The organism is Caulobacter sp. SRI_008 (assembly GCF_057586355.1).
Map to the genome: position 1 here is coordinate 20,912 of NZ_JBYCZS010000034.1, position 23,756 is coordinate 44,667.

The following is a 23,756-nucleotide window of genomic DNA, read 5'->3' on the forward strand; positions in this document are numbered from 1 at the left end:
CGGAAACCGGGCCGGCGCCCTTTGCCTGGTCAGTGACGGTGCGGCGGGGCGGGCGGGGCCGCAACCATCGGTCGCGGCGCGTTGCGCTGGATCGCCAGGCGCGTCTCGACGCGTCGGCCGTCGTCGAAGATCAGGGTCAGCGGCAGGCGACCGCCCGGGGTCAGTTCCGCCCGCAGCCCCATCAGCATGAAGTGCCGGCCGCCGGGACCGAAGACGAGCTTGCCGCCGGCCGGGATCACCACGCCCTCGCCCATGCCCTGCATCGAGGCGACGCCGCCCTGCATCCGGGTCTGGTGGATCATCACCTCGCGGGCCGACGGGCTCTCGGCGCGGACCAGCGTCACCGGCCGCTCGCCGGTGTTGATCAGAACGAGGTAGCCGGCCCCGTTCATCCCCGCCGGCGCCGGCCGCGCCCAGGCCTCGCGCACCGACACCGGCGCGCCGCGCGGCGCGGCCGTCGCGACGATGGGCGCCAGGGCCAGGAGAGCGAGAAACGGAACGAGGCGGCGCATGGGCGGGGTCTCCATGGAGGGCGCAAGACGCTTACGCCGCCCCGGCGCGCGGGGCGAGCAACTCCCAGTTGCCTTCTCCCCTTGCGGGAGAAGGTGGCGGCCGAAGGTCGACGGATGAGGGGTCGAAAGGCCTATCCGCAACCTTCTGAGAGACCCCTCACCCGACCTCGCTCCGCGAGGCCACCCTCTCCCGCAAGGGGAGAGGGATGAGAACGTCCGCTCTGCGAACGAGATCGCCGTTCCCTCTCCGCCTTCCGGCGCGAACCATGCTAGGCGGGGCGACCCCCTCGGGACATCGCCCACGGACCATCGCATGACCGGCCAATTCACCGACGCCGAACGCCGCACCACCCTGGCCGGCCTGATGATCGTCTTCCTGCTCAGCGCGCTGGACCAGACCATCGTCTCCACCGCCATGCCGCGGATCATCTCCGAGCTGCACGGCCTGACGCTCTATAGCTGGGTGACCACAGCCTACCTGCTGAGCTCGACGGTGATGGTGCCGATCTGGGGCAAGCTGGGCGACATCTACGGCCGCAAGCCGGTGCTGGTGGCCGGCATCTCGATCTTCATGATCGGCTCGTGGCTGTCGGGTCTGTCGGGCGAGTTCGGCCCGATCGCCGGCATGAACGGCATGGTGCAGCTGATCGTCTTCCGCGCCCTGCAGGGGATCGGCGGCGGGGCGCTGTTCACCACCGCCTTCGCCATCATCGCCGACCTCTATCCGCCGCGCGAGCGGGGCAAGTTCGCCGGCATCTTCGGCTCGGTGTTCGGCCTTTCCAGCGTGCTGGGCCCGCTGATCGGCGGCTATTTCACCGACCACGGCACGATCCAGCTGGGCGCCCACGTGATCGCCGGCTGGCGCTGGGTGTTCTACGTCAACCTGCCGCTGTGCCTGCTGTCGCTGTTCATGATCCTGGTGAAGATGCCGGCCCTGCCGCACCAGCGCTCGGGCAACATCGACTTCCTGGGCGCGGCCCTGCTGATCGCCGCCTTCGTGCCGCTGCTGCTGGCGCTCAGCCTCGGCGGCCACGACATCGCCTGGGCCTCGGTCCAGAGCGTGGGCCTGTTCGTCGGCGCGGCCGTGGCGCTCGCCCTGTTCGTCTATGTCGAGAGCCGGGTGTCGAACCCGATCGTTCCGCTGCATCTCTTCAAGAACAAGACCTTCGTCACCGCCAACCTGGCGGCCTTCCTGATCTCCATGGCCTTCATGGGGGTGGCGGTGTTCCTGCCGCTCTACATGCAGCTGGGCCTGGGCGTGGACGCCACGACCTCGGGCCTGGCCATGCTGCCGCTGATGGGCGGGCTGATCGTCGGCTCGTCGGTGTCTGGCCAGCTGGTCAGCCGCACGGGCAAGTACAAGCCGTTCATGCTGGCCGGGGCGGTGCTGCTGCTGGTCGGGGTGACCCCGATGACCCACCTGGCCGGGATCAGCCACCTCTACTGGCTGTGCCTGCTGCTGCTGGTGGTCGGCGTGGGCCTAGGACCCAACCAGAGCCTCTTCAACCTGGCCACCCAGAACGCGGTGTCGCCGCGCGACATCGGCGTGGCCACCAGCTCCAACCAGTTCTTCCGTCAGATCGGCTCGACGGTCGGCGTGGCCGTGGCCGGCGCCCTGCTGACCACCCGCCTGGCCAGCTACGGCGGCGGCAAGCTGGATCTGGGCGCCCTGCAGGGCCTGGCCCTGGAGAGCGGCGTGGTCGGCGGCCATCGCGACCCGGCCCTGGGCCAGGCCCTGGCCTACGCCGTCAGCGGCGTGATGCAGGCGGCGCTGCTGGTGATCGTGCTGGGCGTGATCGTGATCTTCTTCGTCCCCGCCCTGCCGCTGAGGTCGCGCATGCCGACGCAGGAACCGGTGCTGGAGAAGGAAGAGGTCGCGGGCTGACCCCCTCCGGCCCTCCGGGCCACCTCCCCCAGAGGGGGAGGATCTAGCAAGACAGATGCTCCCCCTCTGGGGGAGCTGTCGCGGAGCGACTGAGGGGGTTTTCCCGGATCCCTACAGAAAGCTGTACGGGTCGATGTCGATCGTCACCCGCACCGAGTTCGGGATCCTGGCCCGCGCCCGCCACGCCGCCATGAAGGCCGGCAGGTCGACATTGCGCCCCGCCCGCACCAGGAACCGCTTGCGCCGCCGACCGCGCACCAGACCCAGCGGCGCGTCGGCGGGGCCGTAGACCTCCACCCCCTCGGCGTTGGGCGTCGCCGCGGCCAGGGCCTGGACGTAGGCCTCCAGCGCCTCGGCGTCGGGACCGGAGGCGATCACCGCGGCCAGGCGTCCGAACGGCGGCAGGCCGGCCTCCTCGCGCATGGCCATCTCGGCCTCGACGAAGGCGTCGCGGTCCTGGGCTTTCAGGGCTTGCAGCACCGCGTGCTCCGGCGCGTAGGTCTGGAGATAGGCGCGGCCCGGCTTCTCGTGACGGCCGGCCCGGCCCGTCGCTTGCGCGAGAAGCTGGAACGTCCGCTCGCCGGCCCGCAGGTCGCCGCCGCGTAGGGAGAGGTCGGCGTCGATCACCCCCACCAGGGTGAGGTTGGGAAAGTTGTGGCCCTTGGCGGCGGCCTGGGTGGCGACGAGGATGTCGATCTCGCCGGCGACCATCGAGTCCACCAGCGCCCGCGCCCCGGCCGGGTCGAACACCGTGTCCGACGAGAACACGGCGATGCGGGCGTCGGGGAACAGATAGCGCGCCTCTTCTTCCACCCGCTCCACGCCCGGACCGATCGACACCAGGCTGTCCTTGGCCCCGCAGTGCGGGCAGGCCTCGGGCTTCTTCATCGAGAAGCCGGTCAGGTGGCAGACCAGGCGGCCGGTATAGCGGTGCTCGACCAGCCAGCTGTCGCTGTCGGGCGACTTCAGCTTCTCGCCGCAGGCCCGGCACAAAACGAGCGGCGCATAGCCCCGGCGATTGAGGAAGAGCAGGCTCTGCTCGCCCTTCTGCAAGGTCAACGACACGGCCTTGACCAGGGTCGGCGACAGCCAGCGGCCGGGCTCGGGCGGATTGGCCCGCATGTCGATCAGGTGCACGTCGGGCAGCTGCGCCGTCCCGTGCCGCGCGCCCAGGCGCAGCCAGCGATAGCGGCCGCTCTGGGCGTTCCACAGGCTCTCCAGCGACGGCGTCGCGCTGGCCAGCACCACCAGGGCCTTCTCGATCTTGGCGCGGGCCACGGCCAGGTCGCGCGCCTGATAGATGAAGCCCTCCTCCTGCTTGAACGAGCCGTCGTGCTCCTCGTCGACGACGATCAGCTTGAGGTTCGTAAACGGCAGGAACAGCGCCGAGCGGGCGCCGACCACGATGCGGGCGCGGCCGTCGGCCACGGCCTCCCAGGCCCGGCGGCGACGCGGCGGCGAGACGCCCGAGTGCCACTCGATCGGCGCGGCGCCGAACCGCTGCTCGAAGCGGGCCATGACGGCCTGGGTCAGGGCGATCTCGGGCAGCAGCACCAGCACCTGGGCAGCCGGATCGGCGGCCAGGGCGGCGGCGGCGACCTCCAGATAGACCTCGGTCTTGCCCGAGCCGGTGACGCCGTCCAGCAGCGCCGCCTGGAAGCCGCCGGCCGCCAGCATGTCGGCCATGACGTCGGCCGCGGCCTTTTGACTCGGGTTCAGGGTCTGGGGCGGCAGGGAGAGGTCGGGCTGGGGCACCGAGTCGTCGGCGGCGACCAGCACCGCCTCCAGCGCGCCCTCGTCGACCAGGCCCTTGACCACCCCGGCCGAGACCCCCGCCTGGCGGGCCAGTTCGGCGGCGCTCATCGGGCCATGCTCGGCCGCGGCCAGCACCTTCAGGCGCGCGGGCGTCATGCGGCCGGGCTGGACGCCGGTCAGGGCCACGGCCTTTTCCGGCTTGGCGGCCGGATGGCGCAGGCCGCGCAGGGCCATGGCCAGCGGCCAGCCGGGCACGTCCACCGAATAGCGCGCGGCCCATTCCACGAAGGTGATGACATTGGCCGGCAGGGGCGGATCGTCCACCCGGTGCAGCAGGGGTTTCAGCGGCCGGTTGCCGCCCGCGCCTTCACGCAGCGCCGTCACCACCCCGCGCACGGTGCGCGGACCCAGGGGCACGGCCACGTGGTCGCCGACGGCCAGCGCCAGGCCTTCCGGCTCGGCGTAGTCGAAGGCCTCGGGCAGCGGCATGGGCAGCAGGACGGAGGCGATGCGCGGCATGGGACCCGCCTTCTGCTCCAGAAACGGCGCCGCGTCGAGATGGGGGTTCGGCTCAGCTCATCAAGCCGTCGTTAACCGAAACAGGGCTTCATCGGGTTCGCCTGACGCGTGCGGGCGAACGCAGGGATAGGTGTTCATGAGCGAGTTCAGTCAGGCGCTGGCCCAGCCGCAGATCGATCCGGACCTGGTCCGCGACTTCCTGCGCGACCAGCCGGAGATGCTGCGCGACGACGCCGACCTGCTCAGCGACCTGGGGCTCAAGCTCGATGGCGGCAATGTCGTCGAGTTCGGTCACGTCGCCATCGCCAAGGCCGCCGCCGCCCGCGAGCGCGAGGCCCATGCGCGAAAGTTCGTCGAGGCCACCGCGGAGGCCAACATGTCGGCCCAGGCCCAGGTGCACGCCGCCGTCATCGACCTGCTCGACGCCCGCAACCATTCCGACCTCGCTCGCCGGGTCGACGAGATGGCCGCCCTGCGCTTCAGCCTTGCCGCCGGCACCCTGGCCCTGGAAGGCCCGGCCCGGGTGCCCGCCGGCTGGCACGCCCTGGTCGACGGCCAGGTCGACATGATCATGGGCGACCACGGCGTCGCCCGCATGGGCTTCTTCGCGCCGGCCCTGGGCCTGTTCGGCGAAAAGTTCGAGACCATCCGCAGCATGGCCATCGTCCGCATGGCCCTGTGGGAGCCCTCGCGCCAGGCCGTCCTGGCCTTCGGCTCGACCGACCCCGAAGCCTTCACCCCCGACATGGGCTCCGACCTCGTGGCCTTCCTCGCCCGCGTCGTCGAGCGCACGGCCGAGCGTTGGCCGGTGCCGTAATGAGATCCTCCCCCCCTGGGGGAGGAGGCCCAGAGGGCCGGAGGGGGGGCGTTCTCAGCTTCCGAGACGCTGAGAGACCCTGCCCCTACTCCCCCCCTCCGTCGGCTTCGCCGACACCTCCCCCAGAGGGGGAGGATCCAATGAGCTCCGCCCGCGAAGCCCTGGCCGCCTGGCTCACCCATCTCGCCGACGAGCGCCGCGCCTCGCCGCGCACGGTGCGGGCCTATGGCGACAACGTGCTGGCCTATCTGAACTTCATCGAGCGCCACAACGGCGGCGGCCTGTCGCTCAAGGACCTCGGCGCCGTCTCGGCCGCCGACCTGCGGGCCTATCTGGCCTTCCGGCGCTCGGGCGATCATCCGCTGTCGCCGCGCTCGGTCAGCCAGTCGCTGTCCTCGATCCGCGCCTTCCACCGCTTCCTAGACGCGCGCCTCTCCACGCCCAACGCCGCCATCGGCCTGGTGCGCGGCCCGCGCATCAAGGTCGGCGCCCCGCGTCCGGTCTCCGAAGACCAGGCCCGAGGCCTGCTGACCGAGATCGCCCTCGACCCTGACCGCGACGAATGGGAAGCCGCCCGCGACGAGGCGGTGCTCACCCTGCTCTGGGGCTGCGGCCTGCGGATCTCCGAGGGCCTGTCCCTGACCCGCACCGACGCGCCCCTGGCCGAAACCCTGCGCATCACCGGCAAGGGCGGCAAGACCCGGATCGTGCCGGTGCTCGAGGCCGTGCGCACGGCGGTCGACGCCTATGTCGCCGCCCTGCCCTTCGTGCTCGGACCGGACGAGCCGCTGTTCAGGGCCAAGCGTGGCGGGCCGCTGTCGCCGCGCCACGTGCAGGCGGCCATGCAGCTGCTGCGCGGGCGCCTCGGCCTCTCCGACCGCGCGACGCCCCACGCCCTGCGCCACAGCTTCGCCACCCACCTGCTGGGCGCCGGCGCCGACCTGCGCTCCATCCAGGACCTGCTGGGCCACGCCTCGCTGTCGACGACCCAGCGCTACACCCAGGTCGACGCCGAGGGTTTGCTGGCGGCCTACGGCAAGGCGCATCCGAGGGCTTGAGAGCCACCACGCACCCACAATTCGTCATCCCGGCCGAAGCGTAGCGTAGAGCCGGGACCCAGGAGCCGCCGCGATGCGTCGGCCAACGCTGGGGCGGCTAACCCGACCACAGCGCCCAGTCCCCTGGGTCCCGGATAAGCCCTTCGGGCTTTCCGGGATGACGAGGGTTGGGGTTTTGCTGAGGCGGGAGAAGGGGCGTCAGGAAAGATCCCTTTCCTCCAGCGCCGCCAGCAGCGCCGCCAGCCGGTCCACCTCGGGCTGCAGGGCCGGGTCCAGGCGGGCGCGGGGCGGGTCGGCTTCGACATAGACGAGGTTCACCGCCTCGTTGGGATCGTCGAGCAGGTCGTACATCTCCCACTCCTGCCCCGCGCGGCCCGACGGGTCGAAATAGCGGCTGAGCTTGAAGCGCTGGGTGCGCACCGAGCGCACGTGGTTGGGCTGGCGCACCGAGCCGGGGGCGATGTCCACCGGCGGGCGCTTGGGATTGCCCGTCCGCAGCTTCTCCACCGCCACGTCGAACACCGCGAACTCCTTTTCGCACTTGGTGTTGTGCGGATTGTTCAGCGGCGGCGAGGGGGCGGTGATCTCGTCGTCGGTGATGAACAGCACCCCCTGGCGCTCGCAGCCGTCCGGCTCGATCACCCTGTCGGTCTCACCCCGGATCAGCGGCGCCAGGTTGACGCCCGGCAGCGGCGGAACGGGCTGGGTCTTGGCCAGCACCCCGGCGATGGCGTCGCGCTCGGCCTCATGCACCCCGGCCAGGCCCAGTATGGTCGGCAGGATATCGACGTGGCTGGTCAGGGCGTCCTTGGCCAGCGGGACGCCGTCCGGGGTCTCGATGCTGGCCAGGGCCGGCGGGAAGCGCACGACCACCGGCACGTGCAGGGCCTCCTGATAGGCCGTGTGCCACTTCTCGATCATCATGCCGTGGGCCCCGGCGTATTCGCCGTGGTCCGACAGGAAGACGACGATGGTGTTGTCGGCCTGGCCGCTCTCCTCCAGCGCCTTCAGCACCGCGGCGATGTGGACGTCGACCACGCTGTGCAGCCAGCCGTAGAGCTGGACGAAGGCCTTCACCCCGCCGCGCGGATCGTCGGTCAGCTGGAACGGGATCGGGCCTTGCAGGGCGATGTCGGCCGCCGCCTCCAGGGCCTGCTGCTCACTCTGGATCGGCAAGGCGCGGGCGACGTTGAAGCCGGTCTTGGCGTTCAGCGCCAGGCCCATCTTCCAGGCGTAGTCGGCCTGGCACGAGGGCTTGCTCGACAGGTCCTCGTTCCAGGTCGGCGGCACGTGCCCGCACTCCTGCGGGAAGCCGCCGGGATTGAGCGGGATGGTCGCCGTGCCGGCGGTCGGGGCCGGCGTCCTCTGGCCCTGCAGGGGCACGGTCAGCGGGTTGAAGATCCCCTGCACGCCGCTGCCGTCGGGCGTGGGCAGGGCCTGGCCGATCACCGCCGGATAGGTGGCGATGTCGTGTGGGTTGGTGAAGGAGGCCACGGCGAACCACGGCTTCAGGTCGGCCGGGTCAGGACCGGAAGCGTAGGGGTCGATCGACTGGGCCGTGGCCACCGCCCGGTCGTAGTTCACCGCCTGGGCCTGGCGGCGGATGAAGGCGCAGGCGGAGTCGGTGAAGCCGGCGTCGCGATAGAGGCCCAGATTGTTGATCGCCGCCCCGTGCGGCTCGGGCCAGCTCTTTTCCCAGTCGTCGAAGCCGAAGGCCTCCAGCGAGTGGTCCGGCGGATCGCTGACGTGCCACTTGCCGAAATAGTGGGTGGTGTAGCCGGCCTGGCGCATCCAGGCGCCCAGGGTGGGGATCCCGTCGGCCGCCAGCCACGGGAAGTTGGGCGAATCGCCGCTCTTGAACAGGCCGTCGGTCTGGGTGACGCCCGTCCGCGTGCCGTACTGGCCGGTATAGATCACCGTCCGGCTGGGCGTGCAGGCGCTGGCCGCCACCGTGTGGTTGGCCAGCAGCACGGCGTTGTCGCGCAGCGCCAGCAGGCCCGGAAAGTGGTCGGCGTAGCTGTTGCGCGGCTCCAGGGGCTGGAAGCCCAGCACCGCCTTCAGGTCCTCGTCCAGCCCGTGCAGCGGTCCGTAGGAGAAGCGTGGAAAGCGGTACTGGTCGCAGGTGATCAGCAGGATGTTGGGCCGCTTGGCCATGGTCGCCTCCCCAGGTCCGGGCGCGTTCGCCCTGGATCGGAAGCTGACGCTAAAATTGCAACGAAACTGTGCTCGCCTTCACACTTGGTCGGCCGCCCGACCGACGATCTGCGACAAGCGGTCGCGGGAGATAGGGAAAATCCCCGGCTTAACCACGCTTTTACCGCGGACCCCGCTTGGTGAAGTCCAAAGATGAAACACCTCCGGCCGCGCTGCGGCGTTCGGGGGAACGCTGAAAGCGGGACCGCCTGATGAAACTCGACGATCTGAAGATCGCCACCAAGGTGATGCTGCCGGCCATCGTGCTGGCGCTCGTCGCCGTCGCCTGCGTGGGCGTGGGCGTGTGGCAGCAGAAGAAGCTGGAAACCGCCGTCGTGCGGATCGTCGAACAGCGCGCCCCGGCCGAACTCGAAATGGCCCGCTTCAACCGTCGCGTCTCCGGCATCGGCTACGCCGCCTACCGCACGGTCGCCAACAGCGGCTCGTCGGAAGCGGCCGCCGCCGCCTCCAAGGAGATCGACGACAACTTCAAGAGCGGCAACGAGCGCCTCGACAAGGTCGCCAAGGCCGACCCCGAGACCGCCAAGGAAGTCGCCGGCTTCCGCGCCCGCTTCAAGAAGGTCTACGACAGCGGCCGCCAGGGCGCGGACCTGGGCCTGCAGGACGCCAACGAAGCCGCGATCATGGTCATGGCCGTGATCGATCCGGACATCACCGCCCTGACCAAGGACGTCTCGGCCTGGACCGACAAGCATTCGGCCGACACCCAGGCCACCGTCGAGAAGGCCCGCAAGGACGGCTCGACCGGCGTCGTTATCACAATGCTGTTCGGCCTGATCTCGGCCGCCGCCGCCCTGGTGTTCGCCGTCTGGATCGGCCGAAGCAAAATCGCCCGCCCGCTGATCAACCTGTCCAAGACCATGGAAGTCCTGGCCCAGGGCAGCATCGACGTGAACGTGGTCGGCGCCGAGCGCCGCGACGAAGTCGGCGCCATGGCCCGCTCGGTCCAGGTGTTCAAGGACAACGCCCTGGCCCTGCGCACCGCCGAGGCCGCCCAGCAGCGCGCCGCCGCCGAGACCGAGTCCGAGCGTCGCAGGAACGAGCAGGTCCGCGAAGCCGCCGCCAAGGAGCAGGCCTTCGTCATGGAAGCCATCGCCACCGGCCTGAACCGCCTGGCCGAGGGCGACCTGACCTACCGCGTCGACGCCGAATTCCCGGCCGACTACAAGCGCCTGCAATCGGACTTCAACGGCGCCATCGCCCAGATGGAAGACGCCATGCGCACCATCGTCCATGCCGCCAACGGCATCGGCGCCGGCAGCGACGAGATCGCCTCGGCCGCCGACGACCTGTCGCGCCGCAGCGAGCAGCAGGCCGCCAGCCTGGAAGAAACCGCCGCCGCCCTCGACGAGATCACCGCCACCGTCCGCCGCTCGTCGGCCGGCGCCCAGGAAGCCGCCCGCGTGGTCGGCTCGACCCGCGCCGACGCCGAACGCTCCAGCGTCGTGGTCAAGGGCGCCGTCGACGCCATGCAGCAGATCGAGAAGTCGTCGAGCGAGATCAGCCAGATCATCGGCGTCATCGACGAGATCGCCTTCCAGACCAACCTTCTGGCCCTGAACGCCGGCGTCGAAGCCGCTCGCGCCGGCGACGCCGGCAAGGGCTTCGCGGTCGTGGCCCAGGAAGTGCGGGCTCTCGCCCAGCGCTCGGCCGAAGCCGCCAAGGAGATCAAGACCCTGATCTCGACCTCGTCGCAGCAGGTCAATCAAGGCGTGTCGATGGTCGGCCAGACCGGCGAGGCCCTGCAGGCCATCGTCTCCAAGGTCGGCGAGATCGACGCCCTGGTCGGCGAGATCGCGGCCTCGGGCCAGGAGCAGGCCACCGGCCTCAACCAGGTCAACGCCGCCGTCAACCAGATGGACCAGACCGTCCAGCAGAACGCCGCCATGGTCGAGCAGTCGACCGCGGCCAGCCACTCGCTCAAAGGTGAGGCCAACGGCCTGATGCAGATGATCTCGCGCTTCCGCGTCGCCGGCGCCGAGGCCACCCGCGTCTCGGCCAGCGGCGGTTCGGCCCGCCGCGCGCCGCCTCCGATCTCGCGTCCCGCCCCGGCCGCCCGCCCCGCCCCCAAGGCCCCCGTGTCGCTGGCCGGCGCCGACAGCCGCCCGGGCGTCAACCCGGTCCGCTCGGCCCAGGCCAAGCTCGCCGCCTTCGCCTCGTCGGCCCCGGCCGCCAGCAGCGACGACTGGGAAGAGTTCTGATCCCGATTTAGTGCGCGTACCGCCCCGCGTATCGGGGGCGTATCCTCCTCATGACTACCAGCCCCGCCGGTCCGTCCGGCGGGGTTTTTGTTTGGCCAGTCGCTCGTGCACAAACGCTCGTCATCCCGGCCGAAGCGCAGCGTAGAGCCGGGATGACGAGCTTTTCTGGTGGGAGAACTACTTCCGCCGGTTCACCACCATCGGCGCGTCCACCAGGCAGCCGTCGACGCTGCGCATCACCGCGTAGCGCAGGCCCGAGCGGGGTTCCTTGGCCAGGGGGTGGGCGGAATCTTCATCCTTGGGGGTCTCGGCGGGCGTGACCTCGCCCAGCGCGCAGCCCTTCTTCAGCGGACGGATCACCCGGCCGTCCTCGATGCGGGCCGGCGGCGCGGCGTCGGGGGCGGGGGCGGGGGCGGGGGCGGTCGGAACCGCCGGAACGGCCTGGACGACGGCGGCGAGCAGCACGGCGGACACCAGCATGGTGGGGCTCCGACCTGACGAAACCCGCCAACTCTACGCCTGATTGCCCGGATGCGTCTTCAACTTATTGGCTCAGGCAGCGGCGCGCCGCGACGCGTTCGGCCCGGATTCGACCAGGCGTCTCAATCTGAGCCGGACCCGGCCGATCCTGTTGCGCGGCCAAAACGGTCGCGCAATTTAAGATTGACTGCCCGGCCGCCACACGCCGAGCGCACCGCGCCATCCACTGGGGGAACCGCAAATGTCTACCGGAACGACAACCGACAACCTTTTCGCCGATATCGCCACCGTCCCCTACGTCCTGAACGACACCTGGAACGGCAACACCGCGATCGGGGTCTGGCAGTCCACGATCTCCGTCACCGGCAAGGCGGTGTCGGTCCAGCCGACGGGTCAGACCGACATCTACGACTACTTTTTGATCGAGCTGGTCGGCCAGAGCTCGCTGACCGTCAACAAGGGCAACCGCCCGCCCGTCGGCTACGGTCTCACGATCGACTTCAACACGCCCAACGAGCCGCCGCCGCCCGTGGAACTCATCCTCAGTTCGCCTGACACGACGGTGACGACGACGACCTACAGCGACTCGCTCAGCTACAGCTTCAACGGAAGCATCGGCTTCTCGCCGTCGGGGCCCAGCGTCTCGATCGGCAGCAGCCAGACGATTTCCAACACGACCACCAGCTCGATCGCGAGCCTGGAGGTCCTCAACCTTTCGGGCGTGAGCGGCAGCGTCGCCGGCTCCTGGCAATACATCATCGCGGCGAAGTCGCTGGAGGCGGAGGGCGCGACACCCCTGCTGGGCCAGGTGCTGGTGCGCCGCCCCCATTCGGCGGCTCCGTTCCTGATCAACGTCGAGGTCGCCGTCTACTTCAGCAACAAGCATTTGCCCACGGGCCTGAACTGGAACGGCGTCAGCCAATTCATCGAGAGCTTCAGCGGCGGCCATCTCCCGCCGCTGGCCAAGGGCAACGCCCGCATCGCCATGCAACACACCCGCACGCTCGAGGCCCCGCCGCTGCCGCTTTCGGTCACCGCCGAGGCCGTCGGCTGAAAAAGAAAAGCCCCGCCGTCACCGGCGGGGCTTTCCGATCTTCGAACGGAGCGGGCCTGCCGGGCCCGCCCTTTTCTTTAGGCCTGCCCAGTTCTTAGGCCTGCATCGTCCAGCCTTCGACGCCCATGGCCGCCTGGCGCAGGGCTTCCGAGCGGGTCGGGTGCGGGTGGCAGGTGCGGGCGACGTCTTCCGACGAACCGCCGAACTCCATGGCCACGCAGATCTCGGCGATCATGTCGCCGACGTTGGGACCCACGGCGTGGGCGCCCAGGATGCGGTCGGTCTTGGCGTCGGCCAGCACCTTCACGAAGCCGTCGGTCTCGTGGTTGATCTTGGCGCGGCTGTTGGCCAGGAACGGGAACTTGCCGACCTTGTAGGCGACGCCCGCGGCCTTCAGCTCGTCTTCCGTCTTACCGACGGTGGCGACTTCCGGCTTGGTGTAGATGACGCCCGGGATGATGTCGTAGTTCACGTGGCCGGCCTTGCCCGCGATCAGCTCGATGCAGGCCACGGCCTCGTCCTCGGCCTTGTGGGCCAGCATCGGACCCGAGGTGACGTCGCCGATCACCCAGATGCCGTCGACGCCGGTCTTGTAGTGGTCGTTGGCGATGATCCCGCGCTTGTCCGGGGTGATGCCCACGGTTTCCAGGCCCAACCCTTGCGTGAACGGGCGACGGCCGATGGCCACCAGCACGTAGTCGGCCTGCAGGGTCTCGGCGGGGCCGCCGGCGACCGGCTCGAGGGTCAGTTCAGCCTGCTTGCCCTTGTCGGCCGCGCCCGTGACCTTGGCGCCTAGCTTGAACTTGAAGCCCTGCTTGGTGAGGATCTTCTGGAAGGCGGTCGCCACTTCGGTGTCGGTGCCCGGGACGATGCGGTCCAGGTACTCGACGACGGTGACTTCGGCGCCGAGGCGACGCCACACCGAACCCAGTTCCAGGCCGATGACGCCGGCGCCGACCACGATCAGGCTCTTCGGCACGGCCGGCAGCGACAGGGCGCCCGTCGAGTCGACGATGCGGCCGGCGTTGTCGATGGTCACGCCCGGCAGCGGGGTGGGCTCAGAGCCGGTGGCGATGACGATGTTCTTGGTCTCGAGGACGCGTTCTGAACCGTCTTCGGTCTTCACGACGACCTTGCCGGGTCCGTCGATGCGGCCCCAGCCCTTCACGTACTCGACCTTGTTCTTCTTCATGATGAACTCGACGCCCTTGGTAAGGGCTTCGACGCTCTCGGCCTTCTGGGCCATCATCTGGTCGAGGTTCAGCTTCGGCTTCACTTCGATGCCGAGCTTGGCGAACTCGCCGCCGGCGGCGGCTTCATAGTATTCCGAGGCGTGCAGCAGAGCCTTGGAGGGCATGCAGCCGACGTTCAGGCACGTGCCGCCCAGCTTGCCGCGACCTTCGACGATCGCGGTCTTCAGGCCCAGCTGACCAGCGCGGGTCGCCGCGTTGTAGCCGCCGGGACCGCCCCCGATGATGACGACGTCGTATTGGGCCATGGGATCTTCGCCTTGGAGCAACGCGCCGGACCGGCGCCGGACAAAATATAGGGTCGGCAAGACGCGTTGGCAGGCCTTGCCGAGGCGGGGCTACTCCTAGTGCGGCGGGGGACAAAACGGAACCCGTTTTTCGTGCTTAGTCGTGATCGGATAAGGGAAATCCGGCTCGCCCGCCCAAGCCATGCTCGCGTTTGAGGCGAACCCAGGCAGGGTCTTCGCCGGGCACGATCTTGCCGCGAGCCCACTTTTAAGCGGCGTCCTTGCCGACAGCTTGGCCTTGCTCTAGCCATTTCGTCCTCACCCGAGCGCGCCTGAAGAAACCCGGCCCGCTCCAGGCTCCGGAACACAGAGGCGACATTGCTCAGCACTTGGAAGTCGCGGACCGCCGGCGCGGCCCTCGCGATCGGAATGATGGCCGGTGGATCGGTCATGGCCGACGAGGCCAAGCCGGCCGACAAGCCACCGGCCGTCGAACTGCCCGCCTTTCCGGCCGACAAGTCGGTCAAGCAGACCACCGTCCTGGCGGGCAAGACCATCGCCTACACCGCCACCGTCGGCTCGCTGCCGGTGCGTGACGAGAAGGGCAAGAAAATCGCCGAGGTGGTGTTCACCGCCTACACCCTGGACGGCCCGCGCGACCCCAATCGCCCGGTGACCTTCGCCTTCAACGGCGGCCCCGGCGCGGCCTCGGTCTATCTGAACTTCGCCCTGGGCCCCAAGCGCGTGCAGTTCGGCGCCGAGGGCGACAGCCCGTCGGCCCCCACCCGCCTGCAGGACAACCCGGCCAGCTGGCTGGACTTCACCGATCTGGTGTTCATCGACGCCGTCGGCACCGGCTTCTCGCGCAGCCTGACCACGCCGGAAGAGACCAAGAAGCGCTTCTACGGCGTCAAGCAGGACATCGACTACCTGTCGCGCGTGGTCTTCGACTGGCTGGTCAAGAACGAGCGCCTGCCCTCGCCAAAGTACATCGTCGGCGAAAGTTACGGCGGCTTCCGCGGCCCGCGCCTGACCTACACCCTGCAGACCGACTACGGCGTCGGGATCAACGGCCTGGTGCTCGTGTCGCCGCTGCTGTCGAGCGCCGGCCGCACCGCCCAGGAGATCTCGCCCCTGCCGGCCATGTGGACCCTGCCCTCGATCGCCGCCGCCAAGCTGGAGCGCGACGGCAAGCTGACCCCGGCCGCCATCAAGGACGTCGAGGACTACACCCGCGGCGAATACATGGTCGACCTGATGAAGGGCTCGGACCCGGCCGCCCTGGACCGCCTGACCACCAAGGTCTCGGCCATGACCGGCCTTGATCCCACCTATGTCCGCCGCGCCGGCGGGCGCCTGGAGACCCAGTCGTTCCTGCGCGAGGTGTTCCGCCAGACCGGGCGCCTGGGCAGCCGCTATGACAGCAACGTCACCTCGCTGGATCCCTTCCCGTTCGCCCCCGAGCAGGAGACCAACGACCCGATCCTCGACTCGATCATCGCCCCGACCACCAGCGCCATCGTCGACTTCACCACCCGCACCGTCGGCTGGAAGGTCGAGAGCCGCTACGAGGCGCTGTCGGGCGACGTCAACCAGGCCTGGGACCGCGGCCGCGGCCCCGACACCGAGTCCGTCACCGACCTGCGCAAGTCGGTCTCGGTGGATCCGAAGCTGAAGGTGCTGATCGTCCACGGCTACAACGACCTGTCGTGCCCGTTCTTCGCCTCGCGCCTGGTGGTCGACGCCATGCCGGCCGCCGCCAACGGTCGCGTGACCCTGTCCAACTATCCCGGCGGCCACATGTTCTACAGCCGTCCCGACAGCGGGGCTGCCTTCCGCGCCGACGTCAGGAAGCTGTACGGCGCCAACTGAGGCGTTTCTTCTCCGCAAGACGATCTGGCGGCCGCTCCGAAAGGGGCGGCCGTCTTCGTTTTTCCGCCGCCGAGAAATACCTCGACCGTCCCCTTGCGACGATCGGACGCGGATACCCAACTGTGGGGTCGCTGGCCCCTCCCCAAAGGCGAGAGGCTGGCGCGGCGTCGAAACATTGTCGCCCCGCTGACGAGAAGAGACCCCGAAAAAGCCTACCCATCAACATAGACAACGCTGTCGACGCCACTCCGACAGGACTTGCTTGATCCAGATCAAGCAGGCGGAACGAACATCGACGTAAATAGTTACCTTAACTTCGAGTTAAGAAACAAACCTCCGCTTTAGGCGTATATTTATCAAGCGGAGCTTAGCTTAACCCCGTCGAGATCTTCCGATCCCGATGGCGACGACGGACTGTCCTGACGGATTTACAGGCCGCCGTTCTCAACAGGCTCGCGACGCGACCCCGTCGCGCCTTGAACGGAGATTGCCCATGGCGACGACGCCGCAGAATTCTCGCAAGACGGCCATCCCGGCCGGCTTCATCGACGCCTTCGCCGACGCCGCCGACGACCTGCGCATCACGCCCATCGTGCTGCAGCCCAAGGGCCGCGCAGGCGCCGCACCCGCGCCGAAGAAGACCGCGCACCAGAAATAGGGCCGCGCGCGGCCCTCGTCCGCTCGCCCCGCGCCTACTTGCCAGCCTATTTGAAGGCCAGCACGGGTTCGGCGGCTTCGACCGGAGCGACCTCCACGGCCTTGCCCGCCTTGGCCTTTTTCGGCTTCAGGACGATCGGCGTCAGCTTGAACAGGTCGGCGTCGGCGCTGAAGGCGTCGACCATGCCTTCAGGCATGACGGGGCGGGCCGCGGCCCTCGGTGTGTTGCTCATCGTCATCCAACAGGACCCGTATCAGATATTGGCGAAGCCTGGGATCACTGGGTTTCCAGTAGGCGTCCCAGGTATAGGAAACGAGCATGGCTTTGCCGATCCACGCGCCTTGCTGGTCTCCCAAGGCGGCCACGGTCAGCATCAGATCATCGTCCTTCGCGGACTTGATGGCCTCCACGACGGCGTCTCGATAGTCGGCGTCGATCTCGCCCTTCGTGATGCAGACGTCCAGGCGCTTGACCAGTTCGCGGCGATGCAGGCCCGCATCGACCGCTCGCGCGCCCGCCGCCGCCCAGGTGTAGCCGCCGTTCTCCATGCCGGCCGTCGTCGTGACGCCGACGACGTTCAGGTCTTCGTAGACGTGGGCCAGGGCGCGCATCAGCCGCCAGGCGTGGCCGCCCTCGCGATATTTCTCTTGGATCCAGAACACGCCCTGATGGGCGCACAGGCCTTCGGGCGTGCGCTCGAACGTCTGGTAGAACTGAACCTCGCCGGGGACGTCAACCGACAGGCTGACCGCGCCAGCCGCCTCGCCGCGCCACTTGGCGACGAACTCGATCTTGTCGGGAACCCCTGAGCAGATCATGGCCGTGAGCTGACGCAGCTCCTCCTCGGTGGCCGCGATGCCGATCGCGGCGATGGTCGGGAAGTCCGCCTCCACGACGAAGGCGCAGGTAGAAGGCTCACGCGGCCAGGGCCATGCCATGGTTAACGCACGCGTACTGAAACAGGAAGCGCCAACGTTATCGGGCGGTTACGCCTCTTCCGAGGGCTGTGATCCGCCCAGCGATTGTTCGCCTTCGCCTCGGCGGCCGCCCTGTTTTTCGTCACTTCAGCCCGCCCCCGCGCACTTTTGCTCAACCCTAAGATAAGCCGATCGGATTTTGCAAGTGCGAATTCGGCGGCGCGTCACCATCCGCAGTCGGAGGAAAAGCCGCCCTACCGCGCCAGCCGCCCGTCGCTCAGGGCCGCCGGTTCGAAGCGGAAAATCACTTCCGGATCAGGCTCGGGCACGCCCTTGAGGATCTTCTTGCCAGCCGCCCCGGCGGGCGCTGCGGTGTGCAGCAGCCAGCGGATGACGTTCAGCCGGGCGGCCTTCTTGTGGTCGGCCTTCACGCACACCCAGGGGGCGGTCTCGGTGTGGGTGCGCACCAGCATGTCGTCGCGGGCGGCGGTGTAGTCGTCCCACTTGTCCTGGGCGACGGCGTCCAGCGAGCTGGTCTTGAAGGCCTTCAGCGGATCGTCGCGGCGAGCCTTCAGCCGTTCGGCTTGCGTGTCCTTATCGATATCCAACCAGAACTTCGAGAACCGCATGCCGCTCTCGACCAGCATGGTCTCGAAGGCCGGCACGTCGCGCAGGAACTGGGCCTGCTGCTCGGGCGTCGAGAAGCTCATCACCTTCTCGACCCCGGCGCGGTTGTACCAGGAGCGGTTGAAGATCACCGCCTCGCCGCAGGCCGGCAGCCATTCCACATAGCGCTGGAAGTACCACTCGCTGCGCTGGCGCTCGGTCGGCGCGGGCAGGGCCACCACGGTGGTCTGCCTGCGATGCAGGTGCTCGGTGATGCGGGCGATCGTGCCGTCCTTGCCGGCGGCGTCGCGCCCCTCGAAGATCGCCAGCAGCTTCCAGCCCTTATCGATGGCGTGCTTCTGGAGGGCGATCAGCGCGATCTGCAGGTCGCGCAGCTCTTCGTCGTAGTCGCGGGACTTGGTCATAGGCTGAGCCTACCCCCTGAATGAGAACCTGCGCTAGAAGGAGCGCATGATCCGCCTCTTCGTGCCCCAGCCGCTGTCCAAGGACGCCGGAATCGCTCCGACCCATGAGCAGTCGCGCTATCTCGTCTCGGTCATGCGCCTGTCGGTCGGCGACGAGATCCTGGTGTTCAACGGGACCGACGGCGAGTGGCGCGCCAGCCTGGTCGAGGCCGGCAAGCGCGGCTGCCTGCTGAAGGCCGAGGAACAGACCCGGGAGCAGGTCGTCACGCCCGACCTTGATCTGATCGTCGCCATGGTCAAGCGCGGCCGGGTCGAGACCATCGTCGAAAAGGCCGCAGAGCTGGGCGCCCGCCGCGTGCGGCTGACCATCACCCGCCGCACCAATGTCGACTACATGAAGCTGGCGCGCCTGGACGCCATCGCCATGGAGGCCGCCGAGCAGACCGGCCGCCTCGACGTGCCGGCGATCCTCGATCCCGAGAAGCTCGACAAGATCCTCGACGGCTGGGACGAGAGCCGCCGCCTCGTCTTCTGCGACGAGGGCGGCGATGCGAAACCGGCCATCGAGGCCCTGGCCGGCACGGGCGATCCCGCCGCCATCCTGATCGGCCCCGAAGGCGGCTTCGCCCCCGAGGAACGCGAGCGCCTGCGCTCGCTGCCGTTCGTCGTTCCGGTGTCGCTGGGCCCGCGCATCCTGCGGGCGGATACGGCCGCGATCAGCGCCATGACGCTGTGGCAGGCGGCGGCGGGGGATTGGCGCTAAGATCCTCCCCCTCTGGGGGAGGCGGCCCGGAGGGCCGGAGGGGGGCCGTTTTCAGCCGCCGCTGATCTCGGCCGGCTTCCCAGTCCCTCCCCTCTCCGTCGGCTTCGCCGACACCTCTCCCACAGGGAGAGGATCACCAAACCCGCTCCTCCCCCGCCTGCGGGGGAGGGGGACCGCGAAGCGGTGGAGGGGGCGAGACTGGGCTCGGCGCTCTGTCACTCTCCCCCTCCGTCACGCTGCGTATCCGCAGCGCGCCACCTCCCCCGCTACGCGGTGGAGGAGTAGACCGAACGGTAACGCTAATTGTAGCGGACCCTCTTGAGGTCGGCTAAGACGGCTCCCAACTGCGCTCCACGCGTTTCGTGGCGGTCGGGGGGAACGGGCCCCTCCCCTCCTGTAGCGTTCGATTTTAGGGGAGACGGCGATGGCCGACACCGCCAGCCTGGATCAGCGCCCGCTGACCCTCGAAGACCTGACCGCCTATTTCGCCAAGGGCAATAAGCCGAAATCCGCCTTCCGCGTCGGCGCCGAGCACGAGAAGTTCGGCTTCTATCTCGGCGGCCACACGCCCGTGCCCTACGAGGGCAATAAGGGCGTGCACGCCCTGCTGGTCGGCCTGCAGCGCTTCGGCTGGACGCCGGTGATGGAAGGCGATGTGATCATCGGCCTCGAGCGCAACGGCGCCAATGTCAGCCTGGAGCCGGGCGGCCAGTTCGAGCTTTCCGGCGCGCCGCTGCTGACCATGCACGACATCTGCGAGGAGACCGGCGGCCACCTCGACGAGGTCAAGACCGTGGCCGACGAGCTGGGCCTGGGCTTCCTGGGGGTCGGCTTCTCGCCGCAGTGGAAGCGCGAAGAAGTGCCGATCATGCCCAAGGGCCGGTACGTGATCATGCGCAACTACATGCCCAAGGTCGGGGGCCTGGGCCTCGACATGATGCTGCGCACCTGCACCGTGCAGGCCAATCTCGACTTCGAAAGCGAAGCCGACATGGTCGCCAAGTTCCGCATGAGCCTGGCCCTGCAGCCGATCGCCACGGCCCTCTTCGCCAATTCTCCGTTCACGGAGGGCAAGCCAAACGGCTTCCTCTCGGCGCGGGCGAATGTCTGGACCGACACCGATCCCAACCGCACGGGCCTGCTGGACTTCGTGTTCCAGGACGGCTTCGGCTTCGAGCGCTACGCCAAGTACCTGCTCGACGTGCCGATGTATTTCGCCAAGCGCGGCGACCGCTATATCGACCTGGCCGGCCGCAGCTTCCGCGACTTCATCGACGGCAAGATTGACGAGGTCGGCGGCGAGCGGGCCACGATCAAGGACTGGGCCGACCACGCCACCACCGCCTTCCCGGAAGTGCGCCTGAAGACCTATCTGGAAATGCGCGGCGCCGACGCTGGGCCCTGGAGCCGTCTCTGCGCCCTGCCCGCCCTGTGGACCGGGGTGTTCTACGATGACGCGGCCCTCGCGGCCGCCTGGGACCTGGCCAAGGACTGGACGGTCGAAGACCGCGAAGGCCTGCGCCGCGACGTGCCGACCCTGGGCCTGAAGGCCAAGGTCGCCGGCCGCACCGTGCAGGACGTCGCCAAGGACTTCGTCGCCATCGCCAAGCAGGGCCTGAAGGCCCGCGCCCAGCTGAACGGCGGCTTCCTGGACGAGACGATCTATCTGGGCGAACTGGAAGAGATCGCCGACAGCGGGATCACCCCGGCCGAACGCCTGCTGGAGAAGTTCCACGGCGAATGGCAGGGCGACATCGGCCGGCTGTTCACCGACGGGGCTTACTGAAAGCCGGGGGAAGACCCCCTCCGGCCCTCCGGGCCACCTCCCCCAAAGGGGGAGGATCTAGGAGCGCCGAGCCTTCAAGATGCTCCCCCTCTGGGGGAGCTGTCGCGGAGCGACTGAGGGGGCCGGCGCCAGCCGGTCAGCGTAGCATCCCCCAGGCGATGGCCGCCTGGCCGCCGATGTAGAGGAACCACACGGCCCAGGCCGTCAGCCTCGCCGAGCCGAACAGCTTGGCCCCCTTGAAGAGGTCGAAGGCCAGGATCGCGTCCGAGGCCATGAAGGCCACCGCCCCCGCCGTCGCCGGCCAGCGCGTGGTCGGCAGAGCCGCGGCCGAGACCACCATGGCCAGGATCGCCGCCACATAGGCCAGCACCGCCGGCCGCAGCGGTCCCAGCGACCCCCAAAGCCGCCGCAGCATCACCGCCCCGACCAGGGCTGCGACCGGCGCGATGACGAAGAAGGCCTGGCTGGGCGTCGTGCGCTCGCGCCAGAACACGATCACATAGACGACGTGCCCAGCCAGGAACGCCGCCAGGCCGTAAGGCAGCCAGCGCTTGGGATCGCCGGCCAGGAACACGTCGCCCAGGGCGCACAGGGTCAGGGCCACGGCCAGCAGCACCGTGCCGCCCTCCAGATAGGCCAGCACCGCCAGGGCGCTGGTCGCGGCCGCCTTGACCACGGTGCGCACGAACGACGGCGGCCGCTGCACCAGCACGAAGCCATAGGCCAGGGCGCAGACCCCGCAGATCGCCCACAGCAGCGTGTCAGTCATCCGACGACAGCTTGGAAAGGAAGGCCTGGGCGGCGTCCTTGTGGCGGGGCTTGAGGCTCTTGCCGACGATGGCCAGCACGGCGGCGATCACGGCGGCGTCGTCGGTGAAGCCGATGGCCGGCAGCAGGTCGGGAATGGCGTCGGTCGGCAGCACGAAATAGGCCAGGGCCGCGAACATCATGCCCTTGGCCGCGGCCGGCGTTTCCGGGTCCCGGGCGCACCACCACACCGACAGGGCGTCGGCGGCGAACGGCACCTTGGCGGCCACGCGGCGCATCTTCGGCCAGAAGCCGCGCGCCACCCGCTGCTCGTTGACCCGCACCGTGGCCGGCACGAGCGCCTTCCTGGGATCCAGCACGTCGTCGGGCGTGACGCCGCCGTTGACGTCGGGGGATGGTTTGGCGTCGGCGCTCATGGGGTTAAACCGCTCCTCAACACAACGATTAAACGCAACCCCAGGGGAAACGTCCATGAAACTCGACAACACCGTCGCCGCCGTCGTCACCGGGGGCGCCTCGGGCCTCGGCGAAGCCACCGCCCGCGCCCTGGCCGCCCAAGGCGTCAAGGTCGCCATCTTCGACATGAACGAGGCCCGCGGCGAAGAGGTCGCCAAGGAGATCGGCGGCGTCTACTGCAAGGTCAACGTCACCAGCGACGCCGACGTCGACGCCGGTTTCGAAAAGGCCCGCGCCGCCCACGGCCAGGAGCGGATCCTGGTCAACTGCGCCGGCGTCGGCAACGCCGCCAAGACCGCCAGCCGCGACAAGGCCACCGGCGAGACCAAGCACTTCCCGCTCGATATCTTCGACCGGGTGATCCAGATCAACCTGGTCGGCACGTTCCGCTGCATCGCCAAGTCAGCCAAGGGCATGCTGGACCTGGAGCCGCTGGAAGACGGCGAGCGCGGCGCCATCGTCAACACCGCCAGCGTCGCCGGCGAGGACGGCCAGATCGGCCAGGCCGCCTATTCGGCCAGCAAGGGCGGCGTCATCGGCATGACCCTGCCAATCGCCCGCGACCTGATGAACGACGGCATCCGCGTCAACACCATCCTGCCGGGCATCTTCAACACCCCGCTGATGAACGCCGCCCCCGACAACGTCAAAGCCGCCCTGGCCGCCAGCGTGCCCTTCCCCAAGCGCCTGGGGAATCCCGCCGAATACGCCCAGCTGGCCCTGACCATGATCACCTGCGGCTACTTCAACGGCGAAGACGTCCGCCTCGACGGCGGCATCCGCATGGCCCCGCGCTAGCACCATCCCTCTCCCCTTGCGGGAGAGGGTGGCCTCACGGAGTGGGGTCGGGTGAGGGGTCTCTCAAACGTCAAACGCCGCGACGGCCGATCAGCTGTCGCGGCGTTTTTCGTGGGTGCAACCCCTCATCCGTCGGCTTCGCCGACACCTTCTCCCGCAAGGGGAGAAGGAGAAGGGATTACTTCTTCACCCAGCCGCCGCCGAGCGGCTTCCAGAATTGCCCCGGCGCCAGGCGGGCGTAGAGCTGCTTGGCGGTGGCCTGGCCGGCGGCGTCGGCGGTGACGCCGGTCTTGGCGGCGGTGTCCTTGTAGACGGCCGCGCGGCCGGTGTTGATCTCGGCCACGGCGGCGCGCAGGTCGGCGTCGCCGCCCGACACGATGCCGAGGAAGCCGTCGGCCTGCTCGCCGATCGTGCCGGCGGCCTTGCCGGCGTCCACGGCGGCCTTGGCGGCGGCCGACTGGGCCAGAACGGGCGCGGCGACCGCGCCCATGGCGGCCGCGATGGCCAGGACCGTCATCGTCTTGCGGATCATGGCGGTTCCTCCTCTTAGAACAGGTTCGGGTTCTGCTGGATCAGCGTCTGGACTTCCTTGTCCAGCCGCACCCGCACATCGGCGTCCAGCTTGGCGTAGATGTTGATCGGATCGACCTTGACGCGGACGGTCGGGGTGCAGGCCGCAAGGCCTCCCGCCGCCAGCAGGGTCGCGATCAGGACGCGCTTGTGCATGGCTTAGTC

General features: G+C 69.0%; 23 protein-coding genes. 11 read left to right on the forward strand and 12 right to left on the reverse strand.

What is annotated here, in order from left to right:
* Positions 1 to 29: 29 nt before the first annotated feature.
* Positions 30 to 512: a copper chaperone PCu(A)C gene (locus AC2YHT_RS23325; RefSeq protein WP_487292227.1), complete on the reverse strand. Its 483-nt coding sequence runs from the start codon at positions 510 to 512 to the stop codon at positions 30 to 32.
* 313 nt (positions 513 to 825) lie between these two features.
* Between AC2YHT_RS23325 and AC2YHT_RS23330 the strand changes: the two genes are divergently transcribed.
* Positions 826 to 2,397: an MDR family MFS transporter gene (locus AC2YHT_RS23330; RefSeq protein WP_487292228.1), complete on the forward strand. Its 1,572-nt coding sequence runs from the start codon at positions 826 to 828 to the stop codon at positions 2,395 to 2,397.
* 111 nt (positions 2,398 to 2,508) lie between these two features.
* Here the strand turns inward: AC2YHT_RS23330 and AC2YHT_RS23335 are convergent, their stop codons facing one another.
* Positions 2,509 to 4,671, reverse strand: coding sequence for a primosomal protein N' (locus AC2YHT_RS23335; protein ID WP_487292229.1), 2,163 nt, complete (start codon positions 4,669 to 4,671; stop codon positions 2,509 to 2,511).
* Positions 4,672 to 4,807: 136 nt separating this feature from the next.
* Here AC2YHT_RS23335 and AC2YHT_RS23340 point away from each other — a divergent pair, with 136 nt between their 5' ends.
* Both AC2YHT_RS23340 and AC2YHT_RS23345 read left to right on the forward strand, forming a co-directional pair.
* The gene (locus tag AC2YHT_RS23340; RefSeq protein ID WP_110120749.1) at positions 4,808 to 5,488 is read left to right on the forward strand and encodes a DUF484 family protein; all 681 of its coding nucleotides are present in this window, start codon (positions 4,808 to 4,810) and stop codon (positions 5,486 to 5,488) included.
* Between the two features lie 140 nt (positions 5,489 to 5,628).
* On the forward strand, positions 5,629 to 6,546 hold the full coding sequence (locus AC2YHT_RS23345) for a tyrosine recombinase XerC (protein ID WP_487292230.1): 918 nt from the start codon (positions 5,629 to 5,631) through the stop codon (positions 6,544 to 6,546).
* Positions 6,547 to 6,744: 198 nt separating this feature from the next.
* Here the strand turns inward: AC2YHT_RS23345 and AC2YHT_RS23350 are convergent, their stop codons facing one another.
* On the reverse strand, positions 6,745 to 8,700 hold the full coding sequence (locus AC2YHT_RS23350; protein WP_487292231.1) for a sulfatase-like hydrolase/transferase: 1,956 nt from the start codon (positions 8,698 to 8,700) through the stop codon (positions 6,745 to 6,747).
* A gap of 251 nt (positions 8,701 to 8,951) precedes the next feature.
* On the opposite strand from AC2YHT_RS23350, the gene AC2YHT_RS23355 reads away from it, so the two are divergent.
* The gene (locus AC2YHT_RS23355; protein WP_487292232.1) at positions 8,952 to 10,961 is read left to right on the forward strand and encodes a methyl-accepting chemotaxis protein; all 2,010 of its coding nucleotides are present in this window, start codon (positions 8,952 to 8,954) and stop codon (positions 10,959 to 10,961) included.
* Between the two features lie 177 nt (positions 10,962 to 11,138).
* Here AC2YHT_RS23355 and AC2YHT_RS23360 read toward each other — a convergent pair whose 3' ends face one another.
* Positions 11,139 to 11,441 (reverse strand): hypothetical protein, encoded by a 303-nt coding sequence (locus AC2YHT_RS23360; RefSeq protein ID WP_487292233.1) that lies wholly within the window; start codon positions 11,439 to 11,441, stop codon positions 11,139 to 11,141.
* A gap of 241 nt (positions 11,442 to 11,682) precedes the next feature.
* On the opposite strand from AC2YHT_RS23360, the gene AC2YHT_RS23365 reads away from it, so the two are divergent.
* On the forward strand, positions 11,683 to 12,495 hold the full coding sequence (locus AC2YHT_RS23365; RefSeq protein WP_487292234.1) for a hypothetical protein: 813 nt from the start codon (positions 11,683 to 11,685) through the stop codon (positions 12,493 to 12,495).
* Positions 12,496 to 12,589: 94 nt separating this feature from the next.
* Here AC2YHT_RS23365 and lpdA read toward each other — a convergent pair whose 3' ends face one another.
* Complete coding sequence (lpdA, locus tag AC2YHT_RS23370) at positions 12,590 to 13,993, reverse strand: dihydrolipoyl dehydrogenase (RefSeq protein WP_487292235.1); 1,404 nt, start codon at positions 13,991 to 13,993, stop codon at positions 12,590 to 12,592.
* A gap of 411 nt (positions 13,994 to 14,404) precedes the next feature.
* Between lpdA and AC2YHT_RS23375 the strand changes: the two genes are divergently transcribed.
* Positions 14,405 to 15,844, forward strand: coding sequence for a S10 family peptidase (locus AC2YHT_RS23375; protein WP_487292236.1), 1,440 nt, complete (start codon positions 14,405 to 14,407; stop codon positions 15,842 to 15,844).
* Between the two features lie 493 nt (positions 15,845 to 16,337).
* Positions 16,338 to 16,502 carry a hypothetical protein gene (locus AC2YHT_RS23380; protein WP_487292237.1) on the forward strand — a complete coding sequence of 55 codons (165 nt, stop codon included), beginning with the start codon at positions 16,338 to 16,340 and terminating at the stop codon, positions 16,500 to 16,502.
* 46 nt (positions 16,503 to 16,548) lie between these two features.
* Here AC2YHT_RS23380 and AC2YHT_RS23385 read toward each other — a convergent pair whose 3' ends face one another.
* The 3 genes from AC2YHT_RS23385 to ppk2 form a co-directional block, all read right to left on the reverse strand.
* Complete coding sequence (locus tag AC2YHT_RS23385; RefSeq protein ID WP_487292238.1) at positions 16,549 to 16,698, reverse strand: hypothetical protein; 150 nt, start codon at positions 16,696 to 16,698, stop codon at positions 16,549 to 16,551.
* The gene (locus AC2YHT_RS23390) at positions 16,691 to 17,440 is read right to left on the reverse strand and encodes a hypothetical protein (RefSeq protein ID WP_487292239.1); all 750 of its coding nucleotides are present in this window, start codon (positions 17,438 to 17,440) and stop codon (positions 16,691 to 16,693) included. Before AC2YHT_RS23390 ends, AC2YHT_RS23385 begins: the two co-directional genes overlap by 8 nt.
* A 233-nt stretch (positions 17,441 to 17,673) precedes the next feature.
* On the reverse strand, positions 17,674 to 18,450 hold the full coding sequence (gene ppk2 / locus AC2YHT_RS23395) for a polyphosphate kinase 2 (RefSeq protein WP_487292240.1): 777 nt from the start codon (positions 18,448 to 18,450) through the stop codon (positions 17,674 to 17,676).
* A gap of 46 nt (positions 18,451 to 18,496) precedes the next feature.
* Between ppk2 and AC2YHT_RS23400 the strand changes: the two genes are divergently transcribed.
* The 3 genes from AC2YHT_RS23400 to AC2YHT_RS23410 all read left to right on the forward strand — a co-directional run bounded on the left by AC2YHT_RS23400 (position 18,497) and on the right by AC2YHT_RS23410 (position 20,999).
* Complete coding sequence (locus tag AC2YHT_RS23400) at positions 18,497 to 19,213, forward strand: 16S rRNA (uracil(1498)-N(3))-methyltransferase (RefSeq protein WP_487292241.1); 717 nt, start codon at positions 18,497 to 18,499, stop codon at positions 19,211 to 19,213.
* A gap of 132 nt (positions 19,214 to 19,345) precedes the next feature.
* On the forward strand, positions 19,346 to 19,498 hold the full coding sequence (locus AC2YHT_RS23405) for a hypothetical protein (protein ID WP_487292253.1): 153 nt from the start codon (positions 19,346 to 19,348) through the stop codon (positions 19,496 to 19,498).
* Positions 19,499 to 19,637: 139 nt separating this feature from the next.
* On the forward strand, positions 19,638 to 20,999 hold the full coding sequence (locus AC2YHT_RS23410) for a glutamate--cysteine ligase (RefSeq protein WP_487292242.1): 1,362 nt from the start codon (positions 19,638 to 19,640) through the stop codon (positions 20,997 to 20,999).
* A 136-nt stretch (positions 21,000 to 21,135) separates the two neighbouring features.
* On the opposite strand, the gene AC2YHT_RS23415 is transcribed toward AC2YHT_RS23410, so the two are convergent.
* A complete protein-coding gene (locus tag AC2YHT_RS23415) occupies positions 21,136 to 21,768 on the reverse strand; it encodes a lysoplasmalogenase (RefSeq protein WP_487292243.1) in 633 nt (210 codons plus the stop codon).
* A complete protein-coding gene (locus tag AC2YHT_RS23420) occupies positions 21,761 to 22,183 on the reverse strand; it encodes a YkvA family protein (protein WP_487292244.1) in 423 nt (140 codons plus the stop codon). The genes AC2YHT_RS23415 and AC2YHT_RS23420 overlap by 8 nt, the downstream gene beginning before the upstream one ends.
* A 55-nt stretch (positions 22,184 to 22,238) precedes the next feature.
* Between AC2YHT_RS23420 and AC2YHT_RS23425 the strand changes: the two genes are divergently transcribed.
* Positions 22,239 to 23,021: an SDR family NAD(P)-dependent oxidoreductase gene (locus tag AC2YHT_RS23425; RefSeq protein ID WP_110120766.1), complete on the forward strand. Its 783-nt coding sequence runs from the start codon at positions 22,239 to 22,241 to the stop codon at positions 23,019 to 23,021.
* 178 nt (positions 23,022 to 23,199) lie between these two features.
* Here AC2YHT_RS23425 and AC2YHT_RS23430 read toward each other — a convergent pair whose 3' ends face one another.
* Positions 23,200 to 23,553 (reverse strand): YdbL family probable chaperone protein, encoded by a 354-nt coding sequence (locus AC2YHT_RS23430; protein ID WP_487292245.1) that lies wholly within the window; start codon positions 23,551 to 23,553, stop codon positions 23,200 to 23,202.
* A 14-nt stretch (positions 23,554 to 23,567) separates the two neighbouring features.
* A complete protein-coding gene (locus AC2YHT_RS23435; protein WP_058349385.1) occupies positions 23,568 to 23,747 on the reverse strand; it encodes a YnbE family lipoprotein in 180 nt (59 codons plus the stop codon).
* Positions 23,748 to 23,756: the final 9 nt, after the last annotated feature.